Below are 23301 nucleotides of genomic sequence, written 5' to 3'. Positions count from 1 at the left end.
TCCTCAGCCCCGCTGTTCCGGCCGTCAGTCGACCGCGGCCACCGGCTCCAAGAACCCCTGCTCGACCAGCATCCGGATGGAGGACGGCGTGCGGTCCCGCAGCAGGACCGGGTCCTCGCCGACGAGTTGGGCGATGGCGTCGAGGATCCGCCCGGCGGGCAGCGAGCCGTCGCACACCCCGGCGAAGCCCGCACCGACCGTGTCCACCTTCGTCGCCCTTCGCATACCGCGGTTCTGACGGAGCACCACATGCTCGGGGTCCTCCGCCCCGGGCAGCCCTACCTGCTCCTGGACCACCTCGTCGGCCAGCCGGAAGTGGCCGGCCAGCAGCGCCGCGTCGTCGGTGGACCGCAGATAGTCCTGACGGTCGAAGTGCCCCACGACCGACTCCCCCAGCGGCTGTTCGACCGGATGCGGCCACTCCTCGACCGTGATGGACGGGGTGTCGGACCCGGAATTGCGCAGCGTGATCCAGCCGAAGCCGATGGCCTTGGTCTTGCGCGCCTCGAATTCGTCGAGCCAGGCGTCGTAGCGCGCGGCGTACGCCCCGGCATCGGCGCGGTGGTCACCGGCGTCGCGCAGCCACAGCTCGGTGTACTGGGTGATGTCCTGCACCTCGCGCTGCACGATCCAGGCGTCGCAGCCGCGCGGCACCCAGGAGCGCAGCCGATCGTGCCACTCCTCGCCCGCCACATGCTGCCAATTGGCCAGCAACTGGCAGTATCCGCCGTCGTTGAGGTGCGCGGCGGACTGCTGGACCAGCGTCCGGCACAGGTCGTCGCCACCCATGCCGCCGTCCCGGTAGGTCAGCCGCGCCCCGTCGGACGCCAGAGGCGAGATCACGAACGGCGGGTTGGACACGATCAGGTCGTACGTCTCGTCGCCGACCGGCTCGAAGAGCGAGCCCTCCCGCAGATCCGCCGCTCCCGCCCCGGAGAGCGCCAGCGTCAGCGCGGCGATCCGCAGCGCCCGGGGGTTGAGGTCGGTGCCCGTGACCCGGGTGGCGTGCTGGGCGGCGTGCAGCGCCTGGATGCCGGAGCCCGTACCGAGATCGAGCGCCTTGGCGACCGGCCGGCGGACCGTGATCCCGGCGAGGGTCGTGGAGGCGCCGCCGACGCCGAGCACCAGCTGTGCGCGCTCGGCCTCCCCGGCGCCCCGGATGCCGCCGGCGCCGCCGACCGCGCAGCCCAGGTCGGAGACGATCCACCAGTCCTGCCCCTCGGGGCCGCCGTACGGGCGTACATCCACCCGGGCGCGCAGTTCGTCGCCGTCCTGCACCAGCCAGCCATCGGCGAGGCAGTCCTCGACCGGCAGCGCCGCCCGCGCCCGCCGCAGCTCCACCGGGCGCTGGAGCAGGAAGAGCCGCACCAGCGTCTCCAACGGGCTGTCACCGCGGGTCGCCCGCAGCGCGGGAACGGTCTCGCTGCGCGCCAGCGCGGCATAGGCCGGGGCGCCGAGCAGGTCCAGCAACCCGTCGGCGGTGAAGGCGGCGGCCAGCAGCGCCTCACGCAACCGGGCGGTGCGGGCGCTGCTCTCGGGGTCCTGGGCATCTGCGGTGGGGAGGTGCGTACTCACGTCCCCCATTGTCGACCCTGCCACCGACAATCGGCGACGGCCCGGCGCCACACCCGCCTCGGGCGCGTCGCCGGGCCGTGTCCGCCCGCTCGGTCCCGCGTCAGGACTCCTTGCCCCGTGTCAGGACTTCTTGGGCGACGGAGACCCCGACACGCCCTGGCTGCTCTGGCAGCCCTCCTGACCGGCCATCGCCGTGCCGACCTCGCCAGACTCCAGCTTCTTGAAGGCCGCCTCGCTCTGCTTGTTGAGTTTGTTGATGCCGCTGGACAGATCGCGCAGACCGTCCGCGAACTTGAGTTTGTCCTTGGTGTTCAGGCCCTCGACCTGCTTCTTGAGGTTCGTGTACCCCTGGGAGAGCAACTTGAGCTCCGTGACGGCGTGCTTCTGCGCCTCGGCGTTCTCGTTGGGCGGTGGCCCGGCCTTGTCCAGGTTCTTGGCCAGCGTGGCGTAGGCGTCTGAGATCTGCTGGAACGCCTTCGAGTCGGTCTGCTGGACCTTCTTGGAGTCCGTGCTGCCGGTGTCGGCCGTCTGCATGGCGGCGTTGGCGTCCTGGATCTTCTTGAACTGAGCCTGCGCAGAGTCGCAGAACGTCTTCGCCCAGTCGTTGAGCTTCTTGCTGCTGTCCTCGCTGCAGCCGGTCAGCGCGAGCACCAGTGCCGCACCGCCGGACAGTGCAGCCACAAGCTTCTTGTTCACCGGATTGGTCCCTTCCATGGCTCTCGGCCCCGGAACATACACGTCCAAAGGGCCTGGCCCATGGGTCGGGCATCGCCTCCGCCCCTCATTGCAGCCATTTGCACCAAGGACCTCAGGGCCACCCGGGCAGCCGAAAGGGCGGGTGGCCGGCGTCTGTGAAAAACGCCGTCCACCCGCCCAGTTGAGCGGTCCGCGAGCCCCTTCGGAGGTACTTGGCCGTTACGACGCCACGGCCGTCTTGGCCGATTCGGCGATGCTCTCCGGGTCTTCGGAGTTGCCTTCGTCACCTACGGCGATTCCGCGCCGCTTGGAGACGTAGACCGCACCGACGATGACGGCGATCGCCAGCACCGCGACCGCGAGCCGTACGCCGAGGCTCTTGTCCTCGCCGTACGAGAACTTCACCACAGCGGGCGCGATCAGCAGCGCCACCAGGTTCATGACCTTCAGCAGCGGGTTGATCGCCGGGCCGGCGGTGTCCTTGAACGGGTCGCCCACGGTGTCGCCGATGATCGTCGCCTCGTGCGCCTCGCTGCCCTTGCCGCCGTGGTGGCCGTCCTCGACCAGCTTCTTGGCGTTGTCCCACGCGCCACCGGAGTTGGCGAGGAAGACCGCCATCAGCGTGCCGGTGCCGATCGCGCCCGCCAGGAACGAGCCGAGCGCGCCGACGCCGAGCGAGAAGCCGACCGCGATGGGGGTGAGCACCGCCAGCAGCCCGGGGGTGGCCAGTTCGCGCAGCGCGTCCTTGGTGCAGATGTCGACGACCCGGCCGTACTCCGGCTTCTCGGTGTAGTCCATGATCCCGGGCTTCTCCCGGAACTGCCGGCGCACCTCGAAGACCACCGCGCCCGCCGACCGCGACACCGCGTTGATCGCCAGCCCGGAGAACAGGAAGACGACCGAGGCGCCGAGGATCAGCCCGACCAGGTTGTTGGGCTGCGAGATGTCCAGGCTGAGCCCCATCCCGCTGGCGGCGCTGCCGACTTCGCGTACGGCGGTGGCGATCGCGTCCCGGTACGAGCCGAAGAGCGCGGCGGCGGCCAGTACGGCCGTCGCGATGGCGATGCCCTTGGTGATGGCCTTGGTGGTGTTGCCGACCGCGTCCAGCTCGGTCAGCACCTGCGCGCCGTCACCGGTGACATCGCCGGACATCTCCGCGATGCCCTGCGCGTTGTCGGAGACCGGGCCGAAGGTGTCCATCGCCACGATCACGCCGACCGTGGTCAGCAGGCCGGTGCCGGCCAGCGCCACCGCGAACAGCGCCAGCATGATGGAGGCACCGCCCAGCAGGAACGCCCCGTAGACCGCGAGGCCGATCAGCACCGCCGAGTAGACGGCCGACTCCAGACCGATCGAGATGCCGGCGAGGATGACGGTGGCCGGACCGGTCAGCGAGGTCTTGCCGATGTCCCTGACGGGCCGCCGGTTGGTCTCGGTGAAGTAGCCGGTCAGCTGCTGGATCAGCGCGGCGAGCACGATGCCGATGGCGACCGCCACCAGCGCCAGCATCCGGGGGTCGCCGCTCCGGCCGAGGATGTCCGGGTCGGTGACGCCCTTCAGGTCCCGGTAACTGGACGGCAGGTAGGTGAACACCGCGGCGGCCACCAGGAGCAGCGAGATGGCCGCGGAGACGAAGAAGCCGCGGTTGATCGCCGTCATGCCGCTGCGGTCGCTGCGCCGGGGCGCGACGACGAAGATGCCGATCATCGCGGTGACCACACCGATGGCCGGGACCAGCAGCGGGAAGGCGAGCCCGGCGTTGCCGAAGGCCGCCATGCCCAGGATGAGGGCGGCGACCAGGGTCACCGCGTACGACTCGAAGAGGTCGGCCGCCATACCGGCGCAGTCCCCGACGTTGTCGCCCACGTTGTCCGCGATGGTCGCGGCGTTGCGCGGGTCGTCCTCGGGGATGCCCTGCTCGACCTTGCCGACGAGGTCGGCGCCGACGTCCGCGGCCTTGGTGAAGATGCCGCCGCCGACCCTCATGAACATGGCGATCAGCGCGGCGCCGAGGCCGAAGCCCTCCAGCACCTTGGGCGCGTCGACCGCGTAGACGAGCACCACGCAGGACGCGCCGAGCAGGCCCAGCCCCACGGTGAACATGCCGACAACGCCACCGGTGCGAAATGCGATCTTCATGGCCGTGTGCGAGACCGCCGTAAGATCCTTTTCCCGTTTATCGCCCTCGGCCGGAGTGGCTTCCCGGGCGGCCGCCGCCACCCGCACATTGGCGCGGACCGCGAGCCACATGCCGATATAGCCGGTGGCCGCCGAGAATCCGGCACCGATCAAGAAGAAGGCGCTGCGTCCGGCGCGCTGCGTCCAGTTGTCCGCGGGCAGCAGCATGAGCAGGAAGAACACCACGACGGCGAATACGCCGAGGGTCCGCAACTGCCGGGCCAGGTAGGCATTCGCGCCCTCCTGCACGGCCGCCGCGATCTTCTTCATACTGTCGGTTCCCTGGCCGGCCGCGAGTACTTGGCGAACCAGCACCGCCGCGACAGCCAGCGCCGCCAGGGCGACCACGGCGATCACCAGCACGATGCCGCGATTGCCTGCCGTCAGCGAGGGCCCGGCCAGAAAAGAGGGGGTGTCAAGCAACTGAGGGGTGTAAGGCCCCGCCATTCGTCCTCCTTGACGTTTGGCACATGGGCGCGCGGAAGCACGCTCAGGCGTCCTGAGCAAGATGTGGACGGATTGTAGGGAGCCGCGGTTGATCAAAACAGGGCGCGTCAAAGGGAATTCGCCGGTAGCGGCGAAGATCAAAAGGCTGACGGCGTACGGAATTCGCCCGGACGAAGGAAAGGCGTGAATTGGCTGACCGCAGCCCGATGATCTCGATGTCGTACTGATCGTCAATTGCCCGCCGAGTGATCGCCGCTGCTCAAAGGGGGCGGTCCCGTCACCCGGGCCGGTTGTGGCCTGCGTGACGGCCGAGAGAATTGAGCCGCTCGGCCGCGGCCGAACGGGTGGCCCGGGTCGCGCGTGTCACCCTCCGACGCGAGGCGAGGGACGGTGATAGGCCGTCAGATCGAGTCCGGATCGCAACCCATGGGTGAGCTGGTGGAGGGACCGGGGACCCGGGAGGTGGCGGGCCGAGGGCCGGCGGGTGGTGGGATTCCCGGGGCGTTCGGGTGGGGCGGGGCGCTCACGCGGTCGTCAGCGGTCCCTGGCGGCCCGTGGAGTCGCTCTGGCCGTCCGGCGTGGCGGACGTCGGACGGAGTGCCCGTCGGGCGGGGAGACGTCAGGCAGGGGCCCGTCGGACAGGTGAACCGTCGGGCCTGTCGAAGCCGCCGCACCGGGACCGGTGGTCCACGGGCATGCTCGTACGGCTGGTGGCTGACGCGCTCGCGTACGGCCGGCGCGCTCGGCGCCAAGGCCGGCGCCCCTCTCGCGCTCAGGCCCGCGTTCTCGCGCTCAGGCCGGCGCTCCGCGCTATGGCAGAACGGCCGCCGTCGTCGTGGGCCAGGTCATGCGGATCATCCCGCCGTCCTCGCCGGAGGTCACCTCGACGTCATCGACCAGCCCGCTGATCACGGCGAGGCCCATCTCGTCCTCGCCCTCGGCGTCGCTCTCCGGGACGCTCTCGGCCTCGTCGGAGCCCCGCGCACCGGCCACCCCGGAGGCGCCGGACACCCCGTCGCCCACCTCGATCGAGAACTTCTTCTCGTCCTCGATCAGCAGCACCCGCACCGGCGCCGAGATGTCATGGCTCTCATGCAGCCCCACGGCCCGGCTGCAGGCCTCGCCGACAGCGAGCCGCACCTCGTCCAGCACGGCCTCGTCCACCCCGGCGCGCCGGGCCACGGCAGCTGCGACCAGTCGCGCGGTACGGACATGCTCGGGAAGGGCGCTGAAGCGAAGTTCGACGGTGGCCATGCCATCCCCCTCGATATGCGGGCGTGCGGCGCAGGGGGCCGGACACCGGTCCGGTACCCCCCACTACTTCCTCCCCCGCGCCGGCTGGCGCGGGGGTACCGGCAAGCCGTCAGTCAGTGGCTGCGACGGCTTCGTCGACCGAGGTGTGAATCGGGAACACCTTGGTCAGTCCGGTAATACGGAAGATCTTGAGAATGCGCTCCTGGTTGCAGACCAGGCGCAGCGAGCCCTCATGGGCACGCACCCGCTTGAGCCCGCCGACCAGCACGCCGAGCCCAGTGGAGTCCAGGAAGTCGACACGTTCCATGTCCACCACGAGGTGGTAGCTTCCGTCGTTCACAAGCTCGACCAGCTGCTCGCGCAGCTTGGGCGCGGTGTATACATCAATCTCGCCACCGACCTCGACGACCGTACGGTCGCCAACGGTCCGGGTCGACAGGGACAGGTCCACGGATCCTCCAGCACCTTGCTATCGAGCGGTCGCCCCCCTGGGGCCTCCCCACCGAAGGTAGGGGCGGATCTGGCAGCCGCGATGGCATTCAATCACTTACCAGTAGGCGTGCACGACGCCCTTTGAGCATTGTCCGTCACTCCGGTGACACACTCGGTGCCGATGGCCTCCAATCGACTCCCGCCGGATGCGGGCGCGCGCCCTTCCCCAGGCATGATTCTCGAACGTCTCGCCCGGGGCGCGACCCGCGCTGCGCGCATCACTCATACGGAGCACTTGCCCCCGCGCATCGGCAGCCATGCCGACTGGCCGGAACAGATCCGACCGGAAGTGATCGACGCCATCCGTTCGGCCGGAATCGATCGACCCTGGGCCCACCAGGCACGGACATCCGAACACGCGCTGCGCGGCGAGTCGGTCGTCGTCGCCACCGGCACCGCCTCGGGCAAGTCCCTGGCGTATCTCGCACCGGTCCTCTCCGCGCTCCTGGACGGCTCCGAGGCCCCGAACGGGCGGGGGGCCACCGCCCTGTATCTGGCCCCCACAAAGGCACTGGCGGCCGACCAGCGGCGCGCCGTACGCGAGCTGGCCGCCCCGCTGGGCACCGCCATCCGGCCCGCGGTCTACGACGGTGACACTCCCGTCGAGGAACGCGAATGGGTCCGCCAGTACGCCAACTACGTCCTGACCAACCCCGACATGCTGCACCGCGGCATCCTGCCGTCCCACCCGCGCTGGTCCTCCTTCCTGCGGGCGCTGCGCTATGTCGTCATCGACGAATGCCACAGCTACCGGGGAGTCTTCGGCTCCCATGTCGCGCAGGTCGTCCGCCGACTGCGCCGCGTCTGCGCCCGCTACGGCTCCGAGCCTGTCTTCCTGCTCGCCTCCGCCACGGCCGCCGAACCGGCGCAGGCCGCGACCAGGCTCACCGGTCTGCCCGTGGTGGAGATCACCGAGGACACCTCGCCGCGCGGCGAGTTGGTTTTCGCGCTGTGGGAGCCGCCGCTGACCGAGCTGCACGGCGAACAGGGCGCACCGGTCCGCCGTACCGCCACCGCCGAGACCGCGGATCTGCTCACCGACCTCGCCGTCCAGGGCGTACGCACCGTCGCCTTCGTACGCTCCCGGCGCGGCGCCGAGCTGATCGCCCTGATCGCCCAGGAACGGCTCGCGGAGGTCGACCGCTCGCTGCCCGCGCGTGTCGCCGCCTATCGGGGCGGCTATCTGCCCGAGGAGCGCCGCGCCCTTGAACGCGCCCTGCACAGCGGGGATCTCCTCGGCCTGGCCGCCACCACCGCGCTCGAACTGGGTGTGGACGTCTCCGGCCTCGACGCCGTGGTGATCGCCGGCTATCCGGGCACCCGCGCGTCCCTGTGGCAGCAGGCCGGGCGCGCCGGGCGGGCCGGGCAGGGCGCGCTCGCCGTGCTCGTTGCCCGCGACGACCCGCTGGACACGTATCTCGTCCACCACCCCGAAGCCCTCTTCGACCAGCCCGTCGAGTCGACCGTCCTCGACCCCGACAACCCCTACGTGCTCGCCCCGCACCTGTGCGCGGCCGCGGCCGAACGTCCCCTCACCGAAGCCGACTTCCCGCTCTTCGGGCCCGCTGCCGCCGGGCTGATGCCGCAGCTGGAGGCCGCGGGCCTGCTCCGCCGCCGCGCCACGGCCTGGCACTGGACGCGCCGCGAGCGGGCCGCCGACCTCACCGACATCCGCGGCCAGGGCGGCTCGCCGGTCCAGGTGGTCGAGGCCGGCACCGGGCGGCTGCTGGGCACCGTGGACGCCGCCGCCGCGCACACCACCGTCCACGACGGCGCGGTCCACCTCCACCAGGGCCGCACCTATGTGGTCCAGCACCTCGACCTGGACGACGACGTCGCCCTCGTCGAAGAGGCCAGCCCGCCCTACTCGACGACCGCCCGCGACACCACCGCCATCTCCATCCTGGAGACCGACACCGAGATCCCCTGGGGGGACGCCCGGCTCTGCTTCGGCTCCGTCGAGGTCACCAACCAGGTCGTCTCCTTCCTGCGCCGCAAGCTCATCACCGGCGAGGTCCTGGGCGAGACCAAGCTCGATCTGCCGCCCCGTACGCTGCGCACCCGCGCGGTGTGGTGGACCGTCACCGAGGACCAACTCGACGCCGCCCGCGTCAATCCCGAGCAGCTGGGCGGTGCGCTGCACGCCGCGGAACACGCCTCCATCGGCCTGCTGCCGCTCTTCGCCACCTGCGACCGCTGGGACATCGGCGGCGTCTCCGTCCCCCTGCACCCGGACACCCTGCTGCCGACCGTCTTCGTCTACGACGGCCACCCCGGCGGTGCCGGCTTCGCCGAACGCGCTTTCCACACGGCCGCCGACTGGCTCACCGCCACCCGCACCGCCATCGCCTCCTGCGAGTGCGAGGCGGGCTGCCCCTCGTGCATCCAGTCCCCCAAGTGCGGCAACGGCAACGACCCGCTCCACAAGCGGGGAGCGATCCGCCTGCTGGCCGAGCTGCTGCGGGGAGCGCCGGAGGGAAACCGGCCGGGGGCGTAGCGGTCTCACGGCGTCCGTGGCGGGCCCGGCGGTGGCTTCTGCCGAGTGGCCGCGCCGAGTCGGCCCGATCCGGGTTCCCGGCGGATCTCCACGCCCCAGCCGCCCCGCCGGCCCCGCGGGCGACGGCCCGGACCCCACCGGCCCGGCGCGCGCCCGCACCCGCGACGTGAACGGACGACCACCCGCCTCGACCGACACATCCGCGATCGCCCCCACCACCGAGCACCGCACCAGACGCGTGCGCTGGGCGTCCGCCACCCGGCCCGCCGCCGCACACGCCCTGGCCGGGCCCTGGAGGGCGCGATCCGCCGCGGCCAGCGCCGCCAGGTCCGCGGCTCCCCCCGCGCGATGTCGTGCCGTCACGGCCTGCCCCACGGCGATCAGAGCCAGGAAGACGGCGCACAGCGCGGCGGCCGCGAAGACCGTCCAGACCGTCGCCGAGCCCTCATCACCGCACCGTTTCCTCCGCAAGAGCCACCGCCTCCCCTGTGACCTGCACCGTCAGCCGCCCCGCACCGGGCAGCCCGGCCTCGACCCGTACGCGCACCAGGTCGCCCTCCCGCGCCAGCGCGACCCGCGCACCCCGCGGAGCGGCCCCCTCTGCCGCCGCGATCACCGCCGCCCGGGGTTCCGACCGCGCCGCCGCCCGCGCCCCGGCCCGGGCCGCGTCCACACACTCGATACGGGCACAGACCGCCAGCAGTCCCCAGATGAGCGCCGCCACGATCGTCACCAGAACCGGCAGGACCACGGCCGTCTCCGCCGTCACGAATCCGGCGTCGCGCGCAGTCCTCGGGGCGCCGCGGGGCCCAGGGGCCGTGCCCCTGCCCCTACCTGCGGCCCTGCTCCTGCCATCAGAACTGGGCATTTAGCGCCCGCTCGAACAGCGACCGCAGCGCCGCATGGACGGTCTCACTCGTCGCGATCTTGTAGAACGCCGTCGCCAGAGCCGCCGCCGCGAGCGTTCCCACGGCGTACTCCGCCGTGACCATCCCCCGGTCGTCGGCCGCCACCGAGCGCAGCCTCGTCCACCACCGTCGAAACATTCCATCCCCCGCTCTCCGGCTTCATGGCCGGTTGCCGAACTTGCTTCGTCCAGAGATCAGTCAGGTATCGGGACCAGTCGGATATCGAGATCGGTCGGGTATCGAGACCAGCCGGATGCGTATCGAGATCAACCGCCTCCCAAGAGGCCGGCTGCCAGGCCGATCAGCACCGGCGCCACCCCGAGCACCAGGAACGCCGGCAAAAAGCACGCCGCCAGCGGAAGGGTGACGAGCACCCCGGCCCGCCGGGCCCGCGCGGTGGCCGCCCTGGCCTGCTCCGCACGGAGTTCGGCGGCGATCCGCGACACCGACTCGACGGCCGGCACCCCCGATACCCCGGCGCGCTCCATACAACGCGCCAGCCCTTCGGCTCCGGGGAGGGCTGCCAGCCGTGGCCATACGACGGCCGGTTCGCCGCCCAGGCGCAGTTCCGCCGCCACCTGGCGCAGCCGCTCGGCCACGGGCCCGTGGAGCGAACGGCCCACCGCCTCGGCCGACTCCCGCGGGCCGGCCCCCGCCGCGAGGCAGGCCGCCAGCAGATCGCCTGCGGGCGCCAGCTCCGTACGTACCGCCACGGCGGCCAACCTGGCTTCCTCCTCGCCCCGTTGACGTGTCAGCCAGCGATGCGCTCCGAAGCCCACCGCGAGTCCTGCCACGACACCAGGGGCTCCGCCGACGACGATGGCCACGAAGCCGGCCGCCCCCAGGGGCCCGGCCCAGGCCTTCGGTCCCCTCGTGGTCCCCCGACCGCCGGTCCGTCCTCGCTTCCGCCCTTCGGCCCGACGTCCAGTCCGTCGGGCACCGTCGCCGCCCGCCCCGCCGCTCCACAGCGCCGACGCCCGCCTGCGTACGGCTCGTGCGCGGCGTGCTTCCCGTACCAGCGCCATCACGCACAGCAGCGCCATGACGGCCGCGACCGTCATCCCCACCCTGTGGACAACTTCCGCGCTCACGACACTCCCCTCCTCACTCCCGTGCCTTCCGCATCCGCGACGATCCGGGCGGTCCAGGCCACGCCGCCCCACTCCAGAAGCCCGCCCGCCGCCAGACAGCCCCAGCCGGCCGGGGTGTGCAGCAGCACCCGCAGGGGGTCGGCGCCCAGGGCGCTGCCCATCAGGAGCCCGCCGACCGGGAGCAGCGCGAGCATCAGCGCAGTGGTGCGCGGCCCCGCCAACTGGGCGCTCAGCTCCTCGCGTTGATCCCGTTGGGCACGGAGCCCGGCCGCGATCCGCTCCAGCCCGGAGGCCAGTCCGGCACCGCCTTCCACCGCCACCTGCCAGCACGCCGCCATGCCGGTCAGCCCCTCGGCTCCGGGCGCTCGCGCCGCGGAACGGAGCGCCTGGGGCACGTCCCCGCCGTAACGGGCGGCCGCCACCACCTCCGAGCCCGCCTCCCCGAGGCCCGGCGACCCCGCGGCGAGCAGTGCCTGGGCCGGCTGTCGTCCGGCCCGCAGCTCGCCCGCCACCGCCGCGCACAGCCCGATCACCTGAGCGGCCCGCCGGTCCCGCGCTCGCTCCGCGCCACGGGCGGCCAGCCGGCGCCGGACAAGGAACATGGCCACCGGCGAGGCGAGCACCGGCAGCGGGGACCCGCCCAGCGCTCCCAGCGCCACCCCGGCGGGCAGGCACCAGGCCTCCCGCCCGATGGCGCCCCAACGGCCGACGCTCCACCGTCTGCCCACATCCCCCTCGGTCACCCGCTCCGCGCACCACTTCCGCAGCCCTTCGACCGGAGACCAGGCCTGCCACAGCCCCACCGGGCCCGCCTCCTCACCGTCCCCGAACAGAGCCCGGGCCCGCCGCCGTACGTCGCTCCGCCGCCTCACGGCGACCGCCTGGAGCGCGACTCCCGCGAAGAGCACCGCGACCGCGAGCGCCACCCCGGTCCCGCTCATCGGCACTCGCCCCCGCCCCGCTCGCAGAGCCGCATCAACCGCTCCCAGCCGCGCACTTGCCGGAAGCCGCTCGGGCCCCAGACGGCGGCCGGTACGGTCACCACGAAGCCGTCGCGGTCCCGCTCCAGGACATGGAGCTCGGCGATCCGGCGCCGGCCGGTCCGATCGCGCACAAGATGCAGTACGACCGAGAGCGCGGCCGCCAACTGGCTGTGCAGCGCGGCACGGTCGAGTCCCGCGGCCGAGCCGAGGGCCTCCAGCCGGGCGGGGACGTCGCAGGCGGCGTTCGCGTGGACCGTGCCGCAGCCGCCCTCATGGCCCGTGTTGAGCGCGGCCAGCAAGTCCGTGACTTCGGCGCCACGCACCTCGCCGACCACCAGCCGGTCGGGGCGCATCCGCAGCGCCTGCCGTACGAGGTCGCTCAGCGCCACCCGGCCGACGCCCTCCTGGTTGGCCGGGCGGGTCTCCAGCCGCACCACGTGGGGGTGGTCCGGCCGCAGCTCCGCGGAGTCCTCGGCCAGGACGATCCGCTCGGTCGGGCCGACCAGGCCGAGCAGCGTGCTGAGGAGTGTGGTCTTGCCCGAGCCGGTGCCCCCGCTGATGAGGAACGACAGCCGGGCCGCCAGCATCGCCCGCAGCAGCCGTTCGCCGCCCGGCGGGACCGTCCCCGCCGCGACCAGCTCCACGAGCCCGAAGGCGCGTGGCCGCAGCACCCGAAGGGACAGACAGGTCCCGGCTACCGCCACCGGGGGCAACACGGCGTGCAGCCGGGTGCCGTCCGGGAGCCGGGCGTCCACCCAGGGGCGGGCGTCGTCCAGGCGCCGGCCGGCCACCGCCGCCAGCCGCTGGGCGAGCCTGCGCACCTCCGCCTCGTCCCGGAAGCGGACATCCGTACGCTCCAGGCCGGTGCCGCGGTCCACCCAGACCTCGTCCGGCGCGGTGACCAGGACGTCCGTCACCTCGGGTGCGGCCAGCAGCGGCTCCAGCGGTCCGCTGCCCACCATCTCGGACCGCAACGCGGCCACCACGCCCAGCACTTCGGCGTCTCCCAGGAGCCGTCCCTCCTCGCGCAGCGCCACCGCCACCCGAGCCGGTGTCGGCTCCGCCCCCGCCTCGGCGAGCCGCCGGCGCACGACGTCCAGCAGGTCCCGCCCCGGCCCCGTCCTCATGCCCGGCCTCCGCCCCGGCCGCCCGCCCGGAGCACGCTGGCGTCCAACGCGGCCAGCGGCCCCGAACCGGCCCAGGCAACCGGGCCACGCCCCTGTCCCCACCCAGCTGCCGGGTCCGCACCCGGCCTCCGCCCCGGCGGCAGGTCCGGCCCCGGCCTCGAACCGGCCTCCGGGTCCGCCCCCGGCCCACCGCTCGGTCCCGCACCGGAACCCGCGCCACCCTGCGGCCCCGGCCATGGGACTTGCGCTTGCGCCGCGCCCGGACCTGGCGCCTCCTCCGCCCCATCACCTCCACTCGCCGCCACCCGCCGCCAGAACCCCGCGCAGAACCTCGCCAGCGGCTCCCGGACCCGCGCACCCGGCGGTACGCCGCGCGCCAGGTCCACCAACAGGCCCTGCTCCCAGGGCAGTTCGCCGGCCAAGGGCAGGTCCATGAGGCGGGCGATTTCGCTCGGAGACAGGCCGTGGCCGTGGCGTTCAGGCGTGCCGCGAGCCACCACACGGAGATCACTCAGCTGCTGTTGGACGCCGGAGGCCACCCGCTGGGCCGCCGCGACCGCGCGCAGCTCCGTGGGGACGAGCAGCAGCCCCATATCCACTTGGGCCAGGGCCTCCGCCGTCGCCTCGTCGACACGGCGCGGCAGGTCCACGACCACGACCCCGCCCCGTCGGCGTGCCGCCGCCATGACGGCGCGCATCGCCGCCGGCGGGATGGTGACGTCGGGGCCCCGGTCCCAGCTGAGGACCCGCAGGGAGTGCAGCTGCGGCAGCGATTCGGCCAGGGCGCCGCCGGCCACCCGGCCGCGCGATTCAGCGAACGCCGGCCAGCGCAGGCCCTTTTCCTTCTCGCCGCCCAGCAGGACGTCCAGCCCGCCGCCCAGCGGGTCGCCGTCGACGAGCATCGTGCGCCGGCCCGTCCGGGCGGCGGTGACGGCCAGCGCGCCGGCCAGGGTGCTCGCACCGGCGCCGCCGCGGCCGCCGATGACGCCGACCGTCAGGGCCGGCGGGCCTGCACCCTCGACGGCGTCGGCGATGCGGTCGACCAGCCAGCGCTCCCCGTCAGGCAGCGTGAGGACGCGCTCCGCGCCGATGGCGACGGCCCGGCGCCAGGTCTCCTGGTCGTCGGTGTCCCGGCCTGTGAGGATGACGCCTGCCCGGCGGCCGGCTCCGTACAGGCGGCTCGCGCAGTCCTCGCCGACGATGACCAGGGGCGCCGCCTCCCAGCCCCCTTTGCGGGCCGGCAGGCCGTGCGCCACCTCGGGCAGCACACCCGCCGCGGCGCACAGCCGCAGCAGATCGTCCAGGAGTCGTTCGTCCTCGGTGATGATCAGCGGACCGCCCCGCTCTTCGCCGGTGCGGTCCGGTCGCTCCGATGGCGTGGTTCCGGCCACGTTCCGTCCCCCTATCGCTACGCGACTCGCACATCCGCGAACTCGCGGACTTTTACGATGCAGCGATCGGGAAATCTGAGTGGATCTTGAACCAAATCTGTGGACAACTCCGCGGCTGTGAATATCCCCGTCACCTATTCCAGCGACGAAGGGCGACTTCTGGGGCTCAAGAGAGCTTCACGAAGGACCCGAGAGGGGGTTCCTCAGAGCAGCGCGTTGACTACGATGGGTAACGGAAGCGAGGTGGCCCGGCCGCCGGCGCCACAGAGGCGGAGGGCGAGGCGGATCGTCGCCCGGCGGCGGAAAAAGCGTCCGGACATGCGACGACCCCCGCCGGGGGGGAGAGCGGGGGTCGTCCCCACGGCCGACTCGGGGGGGGAGGAGCCGGACCGGGTTAGCACGGTCGCGAACGATCCGTGACTTCCATGGTGTACCCGAGAGCCTTCTCAGGCAAACCCACGCGCCACACCTTACGCCGAATGGTGGGAGCCTATGCTCACCCCCGTGGAAAACCACTCCGTGCCTCACTCGACTCCCCGTACTGCTGCGTTCTTCGACTTGGACAAGACCGTCATTGCAAAGTCGAGCACGCTGACCTTCAGCAAGTCGTTCTACCAAGGCGGCCTGATCAATCGGCGGGCCGTACTGCGCACTGCGTACGCCCAGTTCGTGTTCCTTGCGGGTGGCGCCGACCACGATCAGATGGAGCGGATGCGTGAATATCTCTCCTCGCTGTGCCGCGGCTGGGACGTGGCCCAGGTCCGCGAGATCGTCGCCGAGACCCTGCACGATCTGATCGACCCGATCATTTACGACGAGGCGGCCTCACTCATCGAAGAGCATCACGCCGCCGGACGCGATGTCGTCATCGTCTCGACTTCCGGTGCCGAGGTCGTCGAACCCATCGGTGAACTCCTGGGCGCCGACCGGGTCGTGGCCACCCGTATGGTCGTCGGCGAGGACGGCCGCTTCACCGGCGAGGTGGAGTATTACGCCTACGGTCCGACCAAGGCCGAGGCCGTCCGGGAACTGGCCGCGTCCGAGGGCTACGACTTGGAACGCTGCTATGCCTACAGCGATTCGGCCACCGACGTACCGATGCTCTCGGCGGTCGGACACCCCTGTGCGGTCAATCCGGACCGGGCACTGCGCCGGGAGGCGGTGGCCCGTGGCTGGCCGGTCCTCTCCTTCAACCGCCCGGTTCCGCTCAAGCAGCGGCTGCCGGCGCTGTCGATGCCCTCGCGGCCGGTTCTCGCCGCCATGGCGGCGGCCGGCGCGGCCATGGCGACCGCGACACTCGTCTGGTACGCGAGTCGGCGGAAAACCACAAAGTTGCGCTTCCGTAGTTTTGACCGGAGCAGCGCCGCCCGTAATGCCCGTATTTGAAGGTGAACGTAAAGTTCTGCCGCCTGGGCTTCCCCTCGCCCGGCACGAGTAGTACAAAGGACTTAACGGCCCGCGAGACCAAGGACATCCGAGAGGAACACCTTTAACGCAGCAAGTGGCCCACGGACCGATGCATGAATGTCGGGCACCCACGCGACGCCGACCCGTCGATTACGGGCCAGCCGCACCAGGTAACCGGACGAAGATTCCGACCTGATGGGCAAATTTCGTGCACGCATGGTAACCCGGCAGACATGCCAGCGGCGGTACCACCGATTGGTACCGCCGCAACCCTGTTCGGGGACGAATTGAAGCAATGGTTCCGGATTCCCCGGGCGGTTTCGAAGTCTTCACCTCGTCGCCACTTATGCCACTCTTATGCCGCGCCGCGCTGCAGCGCCTCACAGACCGCGGTGCTCTCCCGTACGCCGAGTTCCACCGCGCGCCCACAGTGCGCGATCCATGCCGCGACGCCCTCCGGGGTGCCCGAGACATAGCCCTCCAGGGCGGCGACATACGCCGCGCGCCCCAACTCGGCATGCCCGACCTCGGCAGGACAGATCGACTTGGGGTCCAGTCCGCTGCCGATCAGCACGATCCGCTCCGCGGCCCGCGCCACCAGCCCGTTGTGCGACGCGAAGGGCCGCAGCGCGAGCAGCTCGCCGTGCACCACCGCCGCGACCACCAGGGCCGGCGCCTCGGTACCCGCGAGCAGCAGCCGCGACAGTCCGTCCAGCCGTCCGGCGACCTCGTCCGCATCCGGGAGCGCCAGCTCGACGAGCGGTTCGTCCACCGGCTCGCCGGCCAGCCGGGGCCGCCCCACGGTCTCGTCCGGCGACTCCCCGCCGGCCGCCACCAGATGGAGCCGCGCCAGCACACGCAGCGGCGACTGCCGCCACACGCTCAGCAGCTGCCCCGCCTCCGCAGTCAGCCGCAGCGCCGCGCCGACCGTCCGGGGCTCGCCCTCGACGCCGAAGTCGGTCCGGCGCCGGACCTCTTCGAGCGCCCAGTCGGCTCCCGACAGCGCCGCGGAACCGCGCGCTCCGCGCAGCGCCGCCTCGGAGGTGACCTCATTGCTCCGGCGCCGCATGATCCGGTGGCCGTAGACCCGGTCGACGCCCTTGCGTACGGAGTCCACGGAGTCGGCGACTCCCGGGAGCGAGGCCAGGGTCACGAGCGGATCGTCGCTCGCTTTGGGGGATGCGGGGGAGGTCCCCCGGGAGATTCCAGCCATGGGTACGACCCTACGCACCACCGGGCCGGACCCCTCGAAGGAGTGGTCTTCTTCACGCGAACCCCTCACTCAGAGGCAGAGCGAGATTACCCTTGGTGAACATGAAGATCGCTTTCGTAGGCAAGGGCGGCAGCGGCAAGACCACCCTGTCCTCCCTGTTCATCCGGCATCTCGCCGCGTCCCGCATCCCCGTGATCGCGGTGGACGCCGACATCAACCAACATCTGGGTGCCGCCCTCGGCCTCGATGAGACGCAGGCCGCCGCGCTCCCCGCGATGGGCGCCCATCTGCCGCTGATCAAGGACTACTTGCGCGGCGGCAACCCGCGGATCCCGTCCGCCGCTTCCATGATCAAGACCACCCCGCCCGGCGAGGGCTCACGGCTGCTGCGGGTCGTCGAGGACAACCCCGTCTACGACGCCTGCGCGCGGACGGTGGAGCTCGACGGCGCCACGGTGCGGCTGATGGCGACGGGCCCGTTCACCGAGTCCGATCTGGGCGTGGCCTGCTACCACTCCAAGGTCGGCGCGGTCGAACTGTGCCTGAACCACCTTGTCGACGGCCGGACGGAGTATGTCGTCGTCGATATGACGGCCGGTTCCGACTCCTTCGCCTCCGGGATGTTCACCCGCTTCGACATGACCTTCCTGGTCGCCGAGCCGACCCGTAAGGGCGTCGCCGTCTACCGCCAGTACAAGGAGTACGCGCGGGATTTCGGCGTCTCCCTCAAGGTCGTCGGCAACAAGGTGCAGAGCCCCGACGACCTGGCGTACCTGCGCGACGAGGTGGGCGACGACCTGCTGGTGACGGTCGGGCACTCCGAGTGGGTGCGCGCCATGGAGAAGGGCCGCCCGGCCCGCTTCTCCTACCTGGAGCAGGCCAACCGCCGCGCCCTGGAGGTACTGCACGACACGGCCGACGCGGCCTACGGGCGACGCGACTGGGAGCGCTACACCCGCCAGATGGTGCACTTCCACCTGAAGAACGCGGAGAGCTGGGGCAATGCGAAGACCGGCGTCGATCTGGCGGCCCAGGTAGACCCGGCGTTCGTGCTCCACGAAGGAACGGCAACCCCACAGCCCGCCTGACCTGCCAGGCCGCGCGGGCCAGGCGGACCGGCCGGCCTGGCCCGCAGCCCGCCGGCCCAGCCGCCCGTTAGCCGCCGGGTGGACCCCGTCACCCCTGGTCCCGACGCCTCGCCGTCGCCCCTTTTCCCGCGGCCGCCCTCAACTGATGCCACCGACGTCGGTCATGTCATTCCTGGCGCCGCGAGCGCTTTTCCGAGTGGCGGATCGGAATACCCCCATGAGCTTTCACGCGCCAGGAACACGAATGACACGGGCAAGCCAAAAGACCTGACATTCACCCGATAGATGGATACTTTGGGGCGAATGCGCGCAAAAGCTTCTCACTACCTTTACCCGTCATTACGATCCATTTACCGATGCTTGAGGGTCGCCGGACCGTCCCCCATCACGACGACCGCCGGTCGGCTCACGTCCCGCCGCAGTACACCGCCGCCCCACGATCGCGCCCCGCGCGACCGAGTCGCCCCGGAGGAGACGGGAATGTCGCAGATGGAGAAGCCGCCGCCGCAGCCCACACCGCACCGCTCCGAGATCCCTCCCGAGCCCCGTAGACGCCCGGAGGAACCCCCTGCACCAAAGGCCGGCCGGGCCACCTGCCGCCGGGACCTCTCCGCCTCGATCGTCGTCTTCCTGCTCGCCGTACCGCTGTCGCTGGGCATCGCGCTGGCCACCGGCGCCCCGCTCCAGGCCGGACTGGTCGCGGCGGCCGTCGGCGGTATCGTCGCCGGGCTGCTCGGCGGCACCCCCCTCCAGGTGAGCGGCGCGGCCACCGGCCTCCTGGTGGTCACCGCCGACCTCGTCCAGCGCTTCGGCTGGCGCGCCACCTGCGCCATCACGGTCCTGGCCGGCCTCGCCCAACTCGCCCTGGGCGCATTGCGCGTGGCCCGCGCGACGCTGGCCATCAGCCCGGCCATCGTGCACGGCATGCTGGCCGGTATCGGGGTCACCATCGCCATCGGGCAGCTCCATGTGGTGCTCGGCGGCAGCCCCGACAGCTCGGCGCTCGACAACGCCGCCGCGCTGCCCGGGCAGTTGGCGCATCCGCACATCGCCGCGCTGCTGATCGGCGCCATCACCGTCACCGTACTGATCGGCTGGGGGCGGCTGCCGGGCCGCGCCGGGCGCTGGGCGCGGGTGGTGCCGGCTCCCCTGGCCGCCGTGCTCGCCGCGACGGCCGCCAGCGCCGGGATGGCGGTACCGCGCGTGGAGCTGCCGTCCTGGCGGCTGCCCGCGCCGCCCGCCCTCCCGGAGGCGTCCGTGCCGGCCCTGGTGGCCGCGGTACTGACCGTCACCCTCGTCGCCAGTATGGAGTCGCTGCTGTCGGCGGCGGCTGTGGACCGGCTCGCGGCCGAGCGGCCGGGCGCCCCCACGGACCGAGCGCGGCTCAACCGCGAGCTGGCCGGCCAGGGCGTGGCCAATGTCGCTTCCGGGCTGCTGGGCGGGCTGCCGATCTCCGGGGGCGCGATCCGCGGCTCGGCCAACGTACGGGCCGGGGCCGCCACCCGCTGGGCCACCGTGCTGCACGGCGTATGGGTACTGCTGTGCGCGGGCCTGCTGGGCGGGGTGCTGGAGCTGATCCCGCTGGCCGCGCTCGCCGCGCTGGTGATGGCCGTCGGCGTACGGATGGTGAGCTTCGCGCACATCCGGCATGTGCAGCGGCACCGCGAATTCCCGGTGTACGCGGGCACCCTGGGCGGGGTCGTCCTCTTCGGTGTCCTGCAGGGCGTGGCGGCCGGCATCGCGGTCGCCGCCTTCCTGGCGCTGCGCCGGCTGACCCACACCCGGGTCACCGTCGCCCAGGAGGACGAGGGCTACCGGGTGCGCATCAGCGGCCAGCTGACGTTCCTGGCGGTGCCGCGGCTGACCCGGGCGCTGGCGCTGGTGCCGGCGCACACCGAGGTCGTCGTCGAGCTGTACGGCTCGTTCATGGACCACGCCGCCTACGAGGCCCTGCAGTCCTGGTGCGCCACCCATCGGGCGCACGGCGGCTGGGTGACGCTGGGCGGCCGCGGGGGTCGTCCGCTCGCCGAGCCGGCCGGCGGTCACTCGTGCCGGCCGTGGACGCCGTGGCGCAACCACCACTGCACCCGGCCCGCCCCCCAGCACTCGGCGGCCCCCGAGAGCAGCGGCAGCCAACTGCTGGGCGGGGTCAGCGCGTTCCAGCGCCACACCGCCCCGCTCGTGCGCGAGGAGCTGGCACGGCTCGCCCGCGACGGCCAGCGGCCCACCCAGCTGTTTCTGACCTGCGCGGACTCCCGGCTGGTCACGAGCATGATCACCTCCAGTGGTCCGGGCGACCTGTTCACCGTGCGCAACGTCGGCAACCTGATGCCGCCACCCGGCGCGGAGGCCTCCTGCGACTCCGTGGGAGCGGCGATCGAGTACGCGGTGGAGGTGCTGCGGGTCGGCTCGATCACGGTGTGCGGGCATTCGGGGTGCGGCGCCATGGGGGCGCTGCTGAGCACCGCCGCTCCGGACGGGGCCGAGCCGACCCCGCTCGCCCGCTGGCTGCGCCACGGCCGCCCGAGCCTGGCCCGGATGCAGCGCATCGGACGGCTGGGGCGGGGCGAAGTCGCGCTGGCCGGCCGACCGGTGGCCGACGACCAGGAGCGACTGGCGCTCGTCAATGTCATGCAGCAGCTCGACCACCTCAGGGCGCACGCCTGTGTGGCCCGCCGGGTGGCCGAGGGCACCCTCGCCCTGCACGGCATGTACTTCGACGTCGGCGCGGCCCAGGCGTATGTGCTCGACGAGGCCACCGGGCGGTTCTGCGCGGTCCGCGGCGAGGCGGCGCCGGTCGGCGTCTGACCTGCGCAACCCCCGTCCGAGGGCGGCGGAACAGACGATCAGTCAACAGGTCTACACCAATAATTTTCCACAGCCCTTGTCAGGGTCCACCGCGGGCTGATGAGCTAAGGCCTGGGACACATCGGACGCCCTGGGAATGGGAGATGTCGTGAGCAACGAAAGCCTGGCCAATCTGCTCAAGGAGGAGCGGCGGTTCGCGCCACCCTCGGATCTGGCCGCGCATGCCAACGTCACGGCCGCCGCGTACGAACAGGCCGCGGCGGACCGGCTGGGCTTCTGGGCCGAGCAGGCCCGGCGACTGTCCTGGGAGACCGAGCCCACCCAGACCCTCGACTGGTCGAACGCGCCCTTCGCGAAGTGGTTCGCCGACGGCAGGCTCAATGTCGCCTACAACTGCGTGGACCGGCACGTGGAGAACGGCCTGGGCGACCGGGTCGCCATCCACTTCGAGGGCGAGCCGGGCGACAGCCGCGCGATCACCTACGCCGAGCTGCAGCGCGAGGTCTCCAAGGCCGCCCATGCGCTGATCGAGCTGGGCGTGCAGACCGGCGACCGGGTCGCCATCTACATGCCGATGATCCCGGAGACGGTCATCGCCATGCTGGCCTGCGCCCGCCTGGGCGCACCGCACTCGGTGGTCTTCGGCGGCTTCTCCGCGGACGCGCTGGCGACGCGGATCGTCGACGCCGACGCCCGCGTGGTGATCACCGCCGACGGGGGCTACCGCCGCGGCAAGCCCTCCGCCCTCAAGCCGGCCGTCGACGACGCGCTGGCCAAGCCCGGCACGGAGAACGTCCGCAGCGTGCTCGTCGTACGCCGCACCGGCCAGGAGGACATCGCCTGGCACGAGGGCCGGGACGTGTGGTGGCACGAGATCGTCGAGCGGCAGAGCGAGACGCACACGCCCGAGGCCTTCGACGCCGAGCACCCGCTGTTCATCCTCTACACCTCCGGTACGACGGGTAAGCCCAAGGGCATCCTGCACACCACCGGCGGCTACCTCACCCAGGTGTCGTACACCCACCACGCGGTCTTCGACCTGAAGCCCGAGACCGACGTCTACTGGTGCACCGCCGACGTCGGCTGGGTGACCGGCCACTCGTACATCGCCTACGGCCCGCTCTCCAACGGTGCGACCGAGGTGCTCTACGAGGGCACGCCCGACAGCCCGCACCAGGGCCGCTGGTGGGAGATCGTGCAGAAGTACGGCGTGACCGTCCTGTACACCGCGCCGACCGCGATCCGCGCCTGCATGAAGTGGGGCGACGACATCCCGGCGAAGTTCGATCTGTCGTCGCTGCGCGTCCTGGGGTCGGTGGGCGAGCCGATCAACCCCGAGGCGTGGATGTGGTACCGCAAGCACATCGGTGCCGATGCCACGCCGATCGTCGACACCTGGTGGCAGACCGAGACCGGCGGCATGATGCTCAGCCCGCTGCCCGGCGTCACGGAGACCAAGCCCGGCTCGGCGCAGCAGCCGCTGCCCGGCATCTCCGCCACGGTGGTGGACGACGAGGCACGCGAGGTGCCCAACGGCGGTGGCGGCTACCTCGTCCTCACCGAGCCCTGGCCGGCCATGCTCCGGACGATCTGGGGCGACGACCAGCGCTACCTCGACACGTACTGGTCGCGCTTCGAGGGCAAGTACTTCGCCGGCGACGGCGCCAAGAAGGACGACGACGGCGACATCTGGCTGCTGGGCCGGGTGGACGACGTCATGCTGGTGTCCGGCCACAACATCTCCACCACCGAGGTCGAGTCGGCGCTGGTCTCGCACCCGAAGGTGGCCGAGGCCGCGGTCGTCGGCGCCACCGACCCGCAGACCACCCAGGCCATCTGCGCCTTCGTCATCCTGCGCGGCGGCGCGGCCGAGGACGAGGGCCTGGTCGAGGAGCTGCGGGCGCATGTCGCCCAGCAGCTCGGCCCGATCGCCAAGCCCAAGCGGATCATGCCGGTCGCGGAGCTGCCCAAGACCCGCTCGGGCAAGATCATGCGCCGGCTGCTGCGCGATGTCGCCGAGAACCGCGACCTCGGTGACGTCACCACGCTCACCGACTCCTCGGTCATGGATCTGATCCAGGCCAAGCTGCCGAGCGCGGCCAGCGAGGACTGACCGAACCGATCGTGAGGGGGCGCCGGGCCGTAG

At 72.0% G+C, this 23301-nt stretch carries 16 protein-coding genes and 2 pseudogenes; 5 read left to right on the top strand and 13 right to left on the bottom strand.

All coding sequences use genetic code 11. The features are described 5' to 3' along the window. Positions 1 to 24 precede the first annotated feature (24 nt). From WAB15_RS22975 to bldG, 5 genes are all read right to left on the bottom strand, one after another. Positions 25 to 1584 (bottom strand): methyltransferase, encoded by a 1560-nt coding sequence (locus WAB15_RS22975; RefSeq protein ID WP_407287399.1) that lies wholly within the window; start codon positions 1582 to 1584, stop codon positions 25 to 27. 111 nt (positions 1585 to 1695) lie between these two features. Beyond that, positions 1696 to 2271 (bottom strand): small secreted protein, encoded by a 576-nt coding sequence (locus tag WAB15_RS22970; protein WP_407287398.1) that lies wholly within the window; start codon positions 2269 to 2271, stop codon positions 1696 to 1698. Between the two features lie 219 nt (positions 2272 to 2490). Next, positions 2491 to 4896 (bottom strand): sodium-translocating pyrophosphatase, encoded by a 2406-nt coding sequence (locus WAB15_RS22965; RefSeq protein ID WP_399149356.1) that lies wholly within the window; start codon positions 4894 to 4896, stop codon positions 2491 to 2493. 810 nt (positions 4897 to 5706) lie between these two features. Next, complete coding sequence (locus tag WAB15_RS22960; protein ID WP_399149355.1) at positions 5707 to 6150, bottom strand: ATP-binding protein; 444 nt, start codon at positions 6148 to 6150, stop codon at positions 5707 to 5709. Between the two features lie 109 nt (positions 6151 to 6259). Beyond that, positions 6260 to 6601, bottom strand: coding sequence for an anti-sigma factor antagonist BldG (bldG, locus tag WAB15_RS22955; RefSeq protein ID WP_004571875.1), 342 nt, complete (start codon positions 6599 to 6601; stop codon positions 6260 to 6262). Positions 6602 to 6763: 162 nt separating this feature from the next. Between bldG and WAB15_RS22950 the strand changes: the two genes are divergently transcribed. After that, on the top strand, positions 6764 to 9139 hold the full coding sequence (locus tag WAB15_RS22950) for a DEAD/DEAH box helicase (RefSeq protein ID WP_407287397.1): 2376 nt from the start codon (positions 6764 to 6766) through the stop codon (positions 9137 to 9139). Between the two features lie 198 nt (positions 9140 to 9337). On the opposite strand, the pseudogene WAB15_RS22945 reads toward WAB15_RS22950, so the two are convergent. The 7 genes and pseudogenes from WAB15_RS22945 to ssd all read right to left on the bottom strand — a co-directional run. Next, a pseudogene (locus WAB15_RS22945) lies at positions 9338 to 9610 on the bottom strand (Rv3654c family TadE-like protein); the annotation flags it as partial. Continuing rightward, positions 9588 to 10007, bottom strand: coding sequence for a TadE family type IV pilus minor pilin (locus tag WAB15_RS22940; RefSeq protein ID WP_407287396.1), 420 nt, complete (start codon positions 10005 to 10007; stop codon positions 9588 to 9590). The pseudogene WAB15_RS22945 and the gene WAB15_RS22940, both read right to left, overlap by 23 nt. Then, a complete protein-coding gene (locus tag WAB15_RS22935; RefSeq protein ID WP_407287395.1) occupies positions 9994 to 10152 on the bottom strand; it encodes a DUF4244 domain-containing protein in 159 nt (52 codons plus the stop codon). Before WAB15_RS22935 ends, WAB15_RS22940 begins: the two co-directional genes overlap by 14 nt. A 161-nt stretch (positions 10153 to 10313) precedes the next feature. After that, a complete protein-coding gene (locus WAB15_RS22930) occupies positions 10314 to 11138 on the bottom strand; it encodes a type II secretion system F family protein (protein ID WP_407287394.1) in 825 nt (274 codons plus the stop codon). Continuing rightward, complete coding sequence (locus tag WAB15_RS22925; protein WP_407287393.1) at positions 11135 to 12079, bottom strand: type II secretion system F family protein; 945 nt, start codon at positions 12077 to 12079, stop codon at positions 11135 to 11137. Before WAB15_RS22925 ends, WAB15_RS22930 begins: the two co-directional genes overlap by 4 nt. Beyond that, a complete protein-coding gene (locus tag WAB15_RS22920) occupies positions 12076 to 13248 on the bottom strand; it encodes a TadA family conjugal transfer-associated ATPase (protein ID WP_407287392.1) in 1173 nt (390 codons plus the stop codon). Before WAB15_RS22920 ends, WAB15_RS22925 begins: the two co-directional genes overlap by 4 nt. A 287-nt stretch (positions 13249 to 13535) precedes the next feature. Continuing rightward, positions 13536 to 14639: pseudogene (ssd, locus tag WAB15_RS22915) on the bottom strand (septum site-determining protein Ssd); the annotation flags it as partial. A 492-nt stretch (positions 14640 to 15131) separates the two neighbouring features. Here ssd and WAB15_RS22910 point away from each other — a divergent pair. After that, the gene (locus WAB15_RS22910; RefSeq protein ID WP_399149348.1) at positions 15132 to 16025 is read left to right on the top strand and encodes an HAD family hydrolase; all 894 of its coding nucleotides are present in this window, start codon (positions 15132 to 15134) and stop codon (positions 16023 to 16025) included. Between the two features lie 376 nt (positions 16026 to 16401). On the opposite strand, the gene WAB15_RS22905 is transcribed toward WAB15_RS22910, so the two are convergent. Next, entirely contained in the window at positions 16402 to 17259 is an 858-nt protein-coding gene (locus tag WAB15_RS22905; protein ID WP_399149347.1) for an oxidoreductase, read from the bottom strand. 101 nt (positions 17260 to 17360) lie between these two features. Here WAB15_RS22905 and WAB15_RS22900 point away from each other — a divergent pair, with 101 nt between their 5' ends. From WAB15_RS22900 to acs, 3 genes are all read left to right on the top strand, one after another. Beyond that, a complete protein-coding gene (locus WAB15_RS22900; protein ID WP_407287391.1) occupies positions 17361 to 18347 on the top strand; it encodes an ATP-binding protein in 987 nt (328 codons plus the stop codon). A gap of 480 nt (positions 18348 to 18827) precedes the next feature. Next, entirely contained in the window at positions 18828 to 21155 is a 2328-nt protein-coding gene (locus WAB15_RS22895; RefSeq protein ID WP_407287390.1) for a SulP family inorganic anion transporter, read from the top strand. 148 nt (positions 21156 to 21303) lie between these two features. Further along, entirely contained in the window at positions 21304 to 23268 is a 1965-nt protein-coding gene (gene acs / locus WAB15_RS22890) for an acetate--CoA ligase (RefSeq protein ID WP_407287389.1), read from the top strand. Positions 23269 to 23301 lie beyond the last annotated feature (33 nt).

The organism is Streptomyces sirii (assembly GCF_045690365.1).
GTDB classification, from domain to species: domain Bacteria; phylum Actinomycetota; class Actinomycetes; order Streptomycetales; family Streptomycetaceae; genus Streptomyces; species Streptomyces sirii.
This window is presented reverse-complemented; position numbering and strand designations above follow the sequence as displayed.

Coding starts and splice junctions, on each gene's coding strand:
- WAB15_RS22940 (WP_407287396.1), bottom strand. CDS start 10,007: ATGCCCAGTTCTGATGGCAGGAGCAGGGCCGCAGGTAGGGGCAGGGGC.
- WAB15_RS22925 (WP_407287393.1), bottom strand. CDS start 12,079: ATGAGCGGGACCGGGGTGGCGCTCGCGGTCGCGGTGCTCTTCGCGGGA.
- WAB15_RS22895 (WP_407287390.1), top strand. CDS start 18,828: ATGTCGCAGATGGAGAAGCCGCCGCCGCAGCCCACACCGCACCGCTCC.
- WAB15_RS22965 (WP_399149356.1), bottom strand. CDS start 4,896: ATGGCGGGGCCTTACACCCCTCAGTTGCTTGACACCCCCTCTTTTCTG.
- WAB15_RS22920 (WP_407287392.1), bottom strand. CDS start 13,248: ATGAGGACGGGGCCGGGGCGGGACCTGCTGGACGTCGTGCGCCGGCGG.
- WAB15_RS22950 (WP_407287397.1), top strand. CDS start 6,764: ATGGCCTCCAATCGACTCCCGCCGGATGCGGGCGCGCGCCCTTCCCCA.
- WAB15_RS22960 (WP_399149355.1), bottom strand. CDS start 6,150: ATGGCCACCGTCGAACTTCGCTTCAGCGCCCTTCCCGAGCATGTCCGT.
- WAB15_RS22975 (WP_407287399.1), bottom strand. CDS start 1,584: ATGGGGGACGTGAGTACGCACCTCCCCACCGCAGATGCCCAGGACCCC.
- WAB15_RS22900 (WP_407287391.1), top strand. CDS start 17,361: ATGAAGATCGCTTTCGTAGGCAAGGGCGGCAGCGGCAAGACCACCCTG.
- WAB15_RS22910 (WP_399149348.1), top strand. CDS start 15,132: ATGCTCACCCCCGTGGAAAACCACTCCGTGCCTCACTCGACTCCCCGT.
- WAB15_RS22905 (WP_399149347.1), bottom strand. CDS start 17,259: ATGGCTGGAATCTCCCGGGGGACCTCCCCCGCATCCCCCAAAGCGAGC.